The organism is Accumulibacter sp. (assembly GCF_023806625.1).
Lineage (GTDB): Bacteria > Pseudomonadota > Gammaproteobacteria > Burkholderiales > Rhodocyclaceae > Accumulibacter.
This window is the reverse complement of record NZ_JAMTDX010000103.1, coordinates 1-9,600: the sequence shown is the minus strand read 5'-3', so window position 1 is coordinate 9,600 and position 9,600 is coordinate 1. Positions and strand designations below refer to the sequence as shown.

Genomic DNA, 9,600 nt, shown 5'->3' with positions numbered 1-9,600 from the left:
CTGCGATTCTCCAGCCAATTCAGCCCACTACGTCGGCACAGTGGGCAAAGTTCGGTCTAGAGAATCGGGAAAATAGAAAAATAGGGGACAGACCCCGTTTTTTACCAATTTTTCCTATTTTTCTATCTTCTATTTTCTATCTTCTATTTTCTATTCTTGCATGAGACGCTCCTTGAGCCGTGACCAGCGGCGGGTGATCTGTCGGCCATTGACAGCGATGGCCAGGGCCTTCTTCTGACCGACGAGGACGACCAGCCGGCGCCCGCGGGTGATTCCGGTGTAGATCAGGTTTCGGCGCAGCATCAGGTAGTGCTGTGTCGATACGGGGATCACCACCGCGGGATACTCCGAGCCCTGCGACTTGTGGATCGTCGTCGCGTAGCAGAGCACGAGTTCGTCGAGCTCGCCGAACGGGTAAGCGACCACGCGCCCATCGAAGTCGACCGACAGCTCGCCTTCCTGCGCATCGATTGCGGTGACCAGGCCGATGTCGCCGTTATAAACGTCGCGATCGTAGTTGTTCTCGATCTGCATCACCTTGTCGCCTACGCTGTAGCGGTAGCCGAAGCGATCGATGCTCTGCTCGCCAGGCGGGTTGAGCGCCTCCTGCAAGGCCTGGTTGATGCCGCGTGCGCCGGTGATCCCTCGGTTCATCGGGCAGAGAACCTGGATTTCACGAACCGGGTCGAGTGAGAAGCTGCGCGGCAGGCGATCACGAACGAGATCGACGACGGTCCGGGCGATCGCGTCGGGCTCTTCGGCTCCGATGAACCAGAAGTCCGACGTCTCGCCCTTCTCCGGCAGGCTCGGAAAAAGCCCCTGATTGATCTGGTGCGCGGCGCGGATGATCCGCGAGCTGGCCGCCTGGCGGAAGACTTCGCCAAGACGGACGACCGCTACCACCCCCGAGTCGATCAGGTCGGCGAGGAACTGCCCCGGACCGACCGAAGGCAACTGGTCGACATCGCCGACGAAGATCACCGACGTCGTCGTCGCGACGGCCTGGAGGAGCTGGCTGGCCAGCGGCACGTCGATCATCGAACACTCGTCGATGACCAGCAGATCGCAGTCGAGCGCTCGGTCGGCGTTGCGCTTGAAGCGCCTGTTCGCCGGATCGACCTCGAGCAGGCGATGGATCGTCCGCGCCTCGAGCCCGGTCGACTCGGCGAGCCGCCGGGCGGCGCGCCCGGTCGGCGCGCAGAGCAGCGGGCGAACGCCCTTTGCGCTGGTGATCGTCAGAATCGACCTGACCAGCGTCGTCTTGCCAACTCCGGGACCGCCCGTGATGACCAGCAGCTTGTTCGAAAGCGCCAGGCGGATCGCCGCTTTCTGGCTCTCGGCCGGGGCGATCGAGAGCTTCTGCTCGACCCACGGCAGCGCCCGTTCGACGTCGAACGACGGCAGCGAGGCTCGGGCGCGCGCAAGACGCCGGATCTGCGCGGCGATCGACTGCTCGGCAGCCGCGAACGCGGGCAGGAAGACGCAGCGGCGACCCTCGACGGGCTCGACGATCAGCTCGCCAGAGGCGATCTCCTCAGCGATCGCCGCCTCGATCACCGCTTCCGGGATGTCCAGCAGCCGGACAGACAGGGCGACGAGTTCGTCGACAGGCAGAGCACAGTGCCCCTGGTTGGCGGCCTCGCCGAGCGCATGGACGATTCCGGCGCGCGCGCGCAGCGGCGAGTCGCTGGCGATGCCGAGCTTGCCGGCGATCGTATCGGCCGAAACGAAGCCGATTCCGCGAATGTCGCGCGCCAGCCGGTACGGGTTCTCGCGCACGATGCCAATCGCCTGTTCGCCATAGGTCCGGTAGATGCGCACCGCGCGCGCGGTCGATACCCCATGTCCGTGGAGGAAAACCATGATCTCGCGGATGATCTTCTGCTCGGCCCAGCCCTCGCTGATCCTCCGCGCGCGGACCTCGCCGATGCCCGCGACTTCGAGCAGCCGCTGCGGCGCCTGCTCGATGACCTCGAAGACCCCGGTCCCGAAAGCCCGCACGAGTTTGCCGGCGTAGACCGGACCGATGCCCCTGACCATCCCCGAGCCGAGGTAACGTTCGATTCCGGCGAGCGTCGTCGGCGGCGATACGCGCAGGAACAGCGCCCGGAATTGGCGACCGTGTTCCCGCTCGGTGACCCAGTGACCCGCCGCCGACGCGTACTCGCCGGGCGAGACGACCGGCGTATGCCCGACGACGGTGACCAGATCGCGCTGTCCCCGGACGCGAAGGCGGAGCACGCAAAAGCCATTTTGCTCGTTGTGGAACGTGACCCGCTCGACGAGCCCGGTGAGCCGGTCGAGCTCGGCCGATGACGCCTGCGGCTTGCCTGCGCTCACCTTCCCGCGTCGAGACCCGCGCTGCGCGGCGGACGCCCGGTCGCCGGTCTGGCTGCCGGACGGCCGATCGGCACGCTCCGTGAAACCGCATGCGCCACCGTGGTCATGTGCTCCACTTGGCGGCTGTTGCCGAGGGCCCGCCCAGCGCCCGGAGAAGCGCGCTGAGCAGACGCCAGCAACGGGCCACCGAGGCGACCTCGACCTGCTCGCCCGGAGCGTGCGCGCCGCGAATCGTCGGTCCGAACGAGATCATTTGCAGTTGCGGATACGCGGCGCCGATCAACCCGCACTCGAGGCCGGCGTGAATCACCTGAACCCGCGCCTCGTCGGCAAACTCGTGCCGATAGACCGACTGGCAAAGCGCGAGCAGCGGCGACGAGGGGTCCGGCGCCCAGCCGGGGTACTCGCCGGACTTGAGCGCAGCAGTCCCCGACAGTGCGAACAGGCTGACGATCTCGTCGGCGAGGTCTTCGCTGCCGCTGTCGTCGAGCGAGCGGACCATGAAGTTGCAGTAGCCGTTCTCGGGAGTGATCAGCGCAATGCCGAGGTTGTTCGACGTTTCGACGACGCCGGCCACCCGCCGGCTGCGCCGCCACACGCCGTGCGGCGCCGCATTCAGCGAGGCCAGCCAGATCGCCTGCTCTTCAGGCGCGAGCAGCGCGTTGGCACCGGCTGGAAGCACTCGCAGCATGAGGCCCTCGTCGACTCCGCTGCATTGCTCGCGCAGCCGCGACTGCCAGCTGGCCAGAGCAGCAGCCAGCACGTCGGCCATTCCGGCCGGCAGGACGACCGTCGCCGATGCCTCACGCGGCAGTGCGTTGCGCGCCGAGCCACCTGCGAGGCCGGCGAGACGCAGCGGCCAGCGCTTCTCGAGGTCGCGCACGATGCGCACGAGCAGCTTGATGGCGTTGCCGCGCTCCTCGTGGATGTCGACGCCCGAGTGCCCGCCGCGCAGCCCGAAGAGCTCGATCCGCCAGCATTCGCAGTCCGCGGGCAGCACCTGCGCCACGCCCGGGCGCTGTACCTCGACGTCGACGCCGCCAGCGCAGCCGACGTAGAAGTCGCCCCATTCCTCGGTGTCGAGGTTGAGCAACACGCTGCCCTGGAGCCAGCCGCGGGCGACACCGCGGGCGCCGCCCATCCCGGCTTCCTCGTCGACCGTGAGCAGCGCTTCGAGTGGTCCGTGGGCGAGCGAGCGATCTTCGAGCGCGGCGAGAATCAGCGCGACGCCGATCCCGTTGTCGGCGCCAAGTGTCGTCTCGTCGGCGACCAGCCAGCCGTCGCGAAGCGTCGGACGGATCGGGTCGCGCGCAAAGTCGTGCTCGGTCCCGGCGTTCTTCTGGCAAACCATGTCGAGATGCGCCTGAAGAATCACCCCGGGCGCCTCCTCGCAACCAGCGCTCGCCGCCTTGCGCAGCAGCAGGTTCCCTGCGGCGTCCACGGCCGCGGTCAGCCCACACCCGGCAGCCCAGCCGAGCAGATGGTCACGCAGCGCGTGCTCGGCCTTCGACTGCCGAGGGGTCCGGCAGAGGGTCGCGAAATGCGCCCACACCGGGGTCGGGTCGAGATCGGAGAAGACCGGTTCGGGCCGGGAAGTCGTCACCATTCGCAGGCGCCCGCACCACCTTGGCGCTCACAGGCGGACGGGCAGCGTTTCCGGGAAAGCGCAGAGGATACCCCGGTGCGACGCCGACTTCCAGCACCGCGACGGCCCGACCGACCACAAGGCCCGGCGGACGATTCGCCGGAACGCTCTTGACGCGCGACCGCTGCGGCTCGGACGAGTATCATAGATGGCGTAGGTAGACTGTCTTTCCTGCGGAGGACCGACCATGCCCAGAAGCACCGCCGCCGACACACCAGCGGCGCTCCGCCTCGCCGAACAGACTGCCGAGGCGATGTATAGCCGGGATGCCGCGAGCCGGCTGATCGGCCTGGAGATCGCTGCGGTGCGACCGGGGTATTCCCGCCTGACGATGCTCGTTCGGCCGGACATGGTCAATGGCCATCACATCTGCCACGGCGGCTACCTGTTCACCCTCGCCGACTCGGCCTTCGCCTACGCGTGCAACGCCTACAACCGGAATACCGTCGCTTCGGCGTGTCACATCGACTTCCTGGCACCCGCACGCGAAGGAGAAGTCCTCGAAGCCGAATGCGAGGAGCGCTCGCGTGCCGGCCGGACCGGTGTGTACGACACGGTGATCCGCGATCACAATGGCAAGGTCATCGCGTTGTTCCGCGGCAAGTCTTACCGCATCTCGGGCGAGGTGATCGCCGGCCTTGAAGCCGAAGACTCCGCTCCCGCGTCGGCCGCGGCAGTCAGCCGTGTCGAGGGCAACCCGCAGTAACGGCAGCGCAGGCGCCCCCGCGCGTGACACGGGGCATCTGTTCATCGGTTGTCTTCTGACGTAGGATCCGCCGCGCCCGGGCCGGCAAGCTGGAACGCAGCAGGCCACGCCGCCCGACCCGGAGCACAGACCAAACAACCCGTACCCCTGACCAGCCCAAGGAGGCTCCCATGCTCAAGCAAGTCTCAACGTACTTCTCGGCGCTGCTTTTCGCGCTGTTCCTTGCCGCGTGTGCGGGAACGGGAACACAACCGAGCGAAATGGAGATCCGCAGCGGAGTCATCGAGCAGATCACCGCGGTCGAGTTGGCCAGCGACACCCATGCCGGAGTCGGTGCGGTCATTGGTGGCGCGGTCGGTCTGGGCATCGGCAGCCTGATCGGAGCGGGTACGGGCCGCGACGTTGCGATGGTCCTCGGTACGGTCGGTGGAGCGTTCGCCGGTCACGAGGTCCAGAAGAGGTACGACCAGCCCGTTCCCGGCCAGCAGATCATCGTCCGGACGACCAACGGCGTTCTCGTCTCGGTCACCCAGCCGGTCAATCCGAACCTGTTCAAGGGTCAGAGAGTGTACATCGAAGGCAACGGCGAGAAGGCCCGCGTCGTTCCGCGCTAGGTCCGCTGATCTGATCATGCGGTTCGATGCCCTCTGACCAGCGAAGCCTCGTCCATGCCCAGCCTCCTTCCTGAGTTTGCCCGCCTTCGGCCGGCTTCCGGCCGCCCGGCGCCTGAGCCCGTGCATTCCGTGAGCAGCGCGCGGCTCGTCGCCGCCTTGCTGCCGCTCCTCATCAGCGCCTGCGCACCTGACGCCTGGCGACCGGACAACCCCTACGACGCCTTCCTCAACGCGATCCAGACGCGCTGCGGCGATCTGCAGATCGGCAACCGGCGGATCGGCGACGACCTGGTGAACGGACCCGACGCGTATTTCCTCGACGTCACATCGCGCTACTACCACCGCGAGATCTCCGCCTGGAACTACGCGAACGCGCTCTCGGCTTCGTTTGGCGGAGCGTCGGACTCAGCGGGAATCCGCTGCATTCTCGATGTGCAGCGCACCCCCGATCCGCTGCCACCGCTGGGAGTCGGCGCTTACTGAGAGGTGGAGCGTCTGGCCGCGCCGGCCTGCGCCGGACGGCGCGATCGCCGGGTTCAGAGCAAAACGCCGATCGAACCGGCCAGGAACGTGGAGCGGGCGAAGGGAATCGAACCCTCGGCTCTAGCTTGGGAAGCTAGGGTATTACCATTATACGACGCCCGCGCAGGGCGCCATTCTACGACGCTTCGCGGCCGGCGACAACCGCCCTGCCGGCGAACCGCCGGCTGCCGAGGTCGACGACCATCCTGAACAACGGGTGCCCGGAAGCGAGGTACTTGCGCTCGAAAGGGCTCATCGGTTCGAGTGGAACGTAGTCCTCGCAGCGGCACTCGCGCCCGCTGATCGAGCACACCGCCAGGCACAGTTCGGCGACGTAGACGGCCCAGTTGCTGCGGCACTCAAGCACCCCGCCGAGCGCGACGAGCGTCGGAAACACCGGATGACCGTGCCACCGGCGCACGAGGTGAGCGCGCTTGGGCCACGGATTGGGATAGAGCAGGTAATGGCGATCGAGCCGCAGGCCGGCGGTGTCGAGCAGGCGCCAGTAATCGACGAGGTCGGCGCGCACCAGGTCGAGATTGTCGGGCCAGCGCGACGCACTGCGCCGGCCGCGCGCGAGCCGCACCGCCGACTGATCGACGCCGATCACGTAGTGCCCGGGAAAGCGGCGTGCGAGATGGACGCTGCTCTCCCCGACGCCGCAGCCCGAATCGAGGATCAGCGGGCACCCCGGGCCAACCTCCTCGACGCGCGACAGACTCGCTGCAAACGCTCTTCGGCTGTACTCGGCAACCGGTCGGCGATAGAGCGTCGCGCGGTGGCGCTCGAGCAGCGCTGGCAACTGCTCGTGCACGCCGGTCTGGGCGCTCTCAGGGACGCGCGAGTTGGCGAACACCGTCAGACTCACCAGGCCGCGCCGGAACACCGTGCCGGCGCAGCACTTCGCCGACCTCGTCTCCAGAAAGCAGCGGGCGGACTGCGCTGAACAGCGCTTCAGCGCCGCCGAAGCGGCGCCGCAGCGCGGCCAGCCAGAGCTTGAGCCGGCCCGGCGCGTGGCGCGCCGCGACCTTGGCGCAGACCTTCTGCCAGTAGTCACCGATCAGTTCCTGGAGCTGGCGCCATTCGCCAGCGGGGTCGTCGGCGATCGCTTGTCCGGCTGCACGCGCACGGATCCGCTGGGCGAGGAACGGATCGGCGACCGCCCCGCGGCCGATCATCACGTCGCTGCAGCCGCTGACCGTACGACAGCGCGCGTGGTCTTCTGCGGTCCACACTTCACCGTTGGCGATCACCGGCACGCGCACCACATCGCGAATCCGCGCGATCCATTCCCAGTCGGCCGGCGGCCGGTAGCCCTGCGCCGCGGTCCGCGCATGGACGACGAGCGAGCCGATCCCGCTGGCTTCGAGCGCCTGCGCGCAGTCCAGGGTCCTTCGCGTATCGCGCAGGCCGAGACGCATCTTCGCCGAGAATGGGATGGCCTCGGGAACGGCGCGGCGCACCGCGGCGGCGATCCGGTAAATCTTCTGCGGATCGGTCAGCAGCCTTGCGCCGCCCCCGTGGCGATTGACCGTCGGCGCCGGGCAGCCGAAGTTGAGATCGATTCCGGCCGGGCTGAGACTGGCGACCTGCGCGGCGTTGTCCGCCAGGCAAGCCGGGTCGCTGCCGAGAAGCTGGACGGCAACCGGCGTTCCGGCCACGGTCCGGCTGCCGCAGACAAGCTCGGGAACCGCGCGGCGGAAAGCCCGCGCCGGCAGGAGCGTACCCGAAACACGAATGAACGCGCTGACCGCGAGGTCGTAGCCCCCGACGCGGGTCAGCAGCTCGCGCAGGATCTCGTCGGCCAGTCCCTCCATCGGTGCGAGCAGCAGTTTCGCCAATCCGCCTCCTCCATCTGCCGGCCAATTGTACCCGACCAGGCGCGCGCCGAGGAGCGCCTCAAGGAAGGCGCCGGACAGACCGTGAACTTCAGTCGATGCCCGAAACTGCCGTTCCACCTGGCCCCTGCCCGAGGCTCGGCGAGGAATTGCCCGGGCGATCGCCCGAACGCTCCGCAAGCTCGCTTGCGTGTCGCCTATCCATCGGATATATATCGCTCTCCGATCGCTTGCGCCGCACCGCCCGGTCTGCTCGCGACGATCACACGACAAGCTCCCCGCTGATGACCGATACGCGAAACCCGCTCGAAATTGCCCGCGAGACCCTCCGGCAACTGGCGCTGCGCAAGCTCGCGCCGACCCCGGCCAACTACCAGACCTTCTACAACGAAGTCGCCCGGCTGCCGAACGTCGCCGGCTTCCCGGAGGCGTCGCTGCGCCAGCTGGCCGATCAGCTGGCCGCCAAGGCTTCAGCGAAGGAGGCCGGCGTCGCCCGCCTGCGGGCAGCGATCGGAGCGCGCAGCTGGTCGGGCGTCTGCGAGGCCATCGTCGCCCTGGTCATTCCGGACCGGGCCACGCTCGAGCCGGTCGAGCAAGCTGCCCCGCCAGCCGGCGAGCCGGCCGCGCCGGCGGAGCTGACCAGCAACCTGCTCGAGCGCCTGCGGCGCCTCGTCGAAATCCTGCTGCCGGCACTCGGCAAGGAAGACGAATGGCTGTCGGGCCACGCGCAAAGGCTGCTCGAAGCCCTGCGCGGACCTCAGGTCGACGTCCCCGGGGTGCTCGTCCTGCTCTCGAGCTTCAGCCAGCGCCTCTCGCTGGCCGCCGAGGAGCAGGAAGAAATCCGCCTCTGCCTGCTCAGACTGCTGCACCTGATCATCGAGAACATCGGCGCGCTGAGCCTCGACGAGGGCTGCGTCCAGGGCCAGATCGATTCGCTGGCGCGCGCCGTTCTGCCGCCGCTGACCCTGCGGCGCCTCGACGACGTCGAGCGCCGGCTGCAGGACGTGATCGCTCGCCAGCGCCAGGCGCGGGATCGCACGCTCGAAGCGCAGGAGGCGATGCGCAGCATGCTCGCCGCGTTCATCAGCCACCTGGCGACGATCAGCCAGTCGAGCACCGATTTCCAGAGCACGCTCGAAAGCAGCGCTCGGCAGATCGAGGAAGCACGAACGATCGAGGACCTCGCACCACTGCTGCGCAGAGTCATCGACGCCACGCGGGATATGGCCGAAGAGACGGCAACGGCGCGCGAGCAGCTCGACGCGCTGCAGGCACGCGTCGTCGAGACCGACCGGCAACTCGTCGAACTGCACCAGCAGTTGCAACACGCGAGCGCCTCGGCGCGCCACGACCCGCTGACCGACGTGCTCAACCGGCGCGGCCTCGACGAGGCCCTCGCCCGGGAGATCGCCAGCGTGAGGCGCAAGGAAGCTCCACTGTCGCTCTCACTGCTCGACGTCGACGACTTCAGCCAGATCAACAACCGGCTCGGCCACGCGACCGGCGACAGCGCGCTGATCCATCTGGTCACCGTCGTCCGCCATTGCATGCGCCCGGTCGACACTTTGGCGCGCTACGGCGGCGAGGAATTCGTCATCCTGATGCCCGACACGACCCTCGACGACGGCATCGCGGCGATGAAACGCCTGCAGCGCGAGCTGACCCGGAGCTTCTTCCTGTCGGGCAACGAACGCCTGCTGATCACCTTCAGCGCCGGGGTCGCCCAGCTGACCGCGGAAGAATCGGGCGAGGATGCGCTGCGCCGGGCCGATCAGGCAATGTATCTGGCCAAGCGCGCCGGCAAGAACCGCGTGATGGGCGGATGACCGGGTCTCCAATCTCCCGCCCCGGCCCCGCCGGCGGCCCGGCGCCCGGCTAGGCCGAACTTTGCCCACTGTGCCGACGTAGTGGGCTGAATTGGCTGGAGAATCGCAG

At 67.9% G+C, this 9,600-nt stretch carries 8 protein-coding genes and 1 tRNA gene; 4 read left to right on the top strand and 5 right to left on the bottom strand.

Translation table 11 applies throughout. The features are described 5' to 3' along the window. Positions 1-150 precede the first annotated feature (150 nt). Both NFW05_RS16660 and NFW05_RS16655 read right to left on the bottom strand, forming a co-directional pair. Entirely contained in the window at positions 151-2,340 is a 2,190-nt protein-coding gene (locus NFW05_RS16660) for an ATP-dependent RecD-like DNA helicase (RefSeq protein WP_295309591.1), read from the bottom strand. A 103-nt stretch (positions 2,341-2,443) separates the two neighbouring features. Further along, positions 2,444-3,946 (bottom strand): aminoacyl-histidine dipeptidase, encoded by a 1,503-nt coding sequence (locus tag NFW05_RS16655; protein WP_295309588.1) that lies wholly within the window; start codon positions 3,944-3,946, stop codon positions 2,444-2,446. Between the two features lie 226 nt (positions 3,947-4,172). On the opposite strand from NFW05_RS16655, the gene paaI reads away from it, so the two are divergent. From paaI to NFW05_RS16640, 3 genes are all read left to right on the top strand, one after another. Next, complete coding sequence (paaI, locus tag NFW05_RS16650; RefSeq protein WP_295309585.1) at positions 4,173-4,691, top strand: hydroxyphenylacetyl-CoA thioesterase PaaI; 519 nt, start codon at positions 4,173-4,175, stop codon at positions 4,689-4,691. A 170-nt stretch (positions 4,692-4,861) separates the two neighbouring features. After that, on the top strand, positions 4,862-5,305 hold the full coding sequence (locus NFW05_RS16645) for a glycine zipper 2TM domain-containing protein (RefSeq protein WP_295309582.1): 444 nt from the start codon (positions 4,862-4,864) through the stop codon (positions 5,303-5,305). Between the two features lie 129 nt (positions 5,306-5,434). Continuing rightward, positions 5,435-5,788, top strand: coding sequence for a hypothetical protein (locus NFW05_RS16640; RefSeq protein ID WP_295309580.1), 354 nt, complete (start codon positions 5,435-5,437; stop codon positions 5,786-5,788). Positions 5,789-5,876: 88 nt separating this feature from the next. On the opposite strand, the gene NFW05_RS16635 is transcribed toward NFW05_RS16640, so the two are convergent. The 3 genes from NFW05_RS16635 to NFW05_RS16625 form a co-directional block, all read right to left on the bottom strand. Continuing rightward, positions 5,877-5,950, bottom strand: a tRNA-Gly gene (locus NFW05_RS16635). Between the two features lie 13 nt (positions 5,951-5,963). Further along, positions 5,964-6,695, bottom strand: a complete 732-nt coding sequence (locus NFW05_RS16630; RefSeq protein ID WP_295309577.1) for a methyltransferase domain-containing protein — start codon at positions 6,693-6,695, stop codon at positions 5,964-5,966. After that, positions 6,658-7,668 (bottom strand): tRNA-dihydrouridine synthase family protein, encoded by a 1,011-nt coding sequence (locus NFW05_RS16625; RefSeq protein ID WP_295309574.1) that lies wholly within the window; start codon positions 7,666-7,668, stop codon positions 6,658-6,660. Before NFW05_RS16625 ends, NFW05_RS16630 begins: the two co-directional genes overlap by 38 nt. Before the next feature lie 281 nt (positions 7,669-7,949). Between NFW05_RS16625 and NFW05_RS16620 the strand changes: the two genes are divergently transcribed. Beyond that, on the top strand, positions 7,950-9,491 hold the full coding sequence (locus NFW05_RS16620) for a diguanylate cyclase (protein ID WP_295309571.1): 1,542 nt from the start codon (positions 7,950-7,952) through the stop codon (positions 9,489-9,491). The last annotated feature ends 109 nt before the right edge of the window (positions 9,492-9,600 follow it).

Excerpts from the sequence above, each read along its gene's own strand:
- NFW05_RS16655 (WP_295309588.1), bottom strand. The coding sequence starts at position 3,946 with ATGGTGACGACTTCCCGGCCCGAACCGGTCTTCTCCGATCTCGACCCG.
- NFW05_RS16620 (WP_295309571.1), top strand. The coding sequence starts at position 7,950 with ATGACCGATACGCGAAACCCGCTCGAAATTGCCCGCGAGACCCTCCGG.
- NFW05_RS16645 (WP_295309582.1), top strand. The coding sequence starts at position 4,862 with ATGCTCAAGCAAGTCTCAACGTACTTCTCGGCGCTGCTTTTCGCGCTG.
- paaI (WP_295309585.1), top strand. The coding sequence starts at position 4,173 with ATGCCCAGAAGCACCGCCGCCGACACACCAGCGGCGCTCCGCCTCGCC.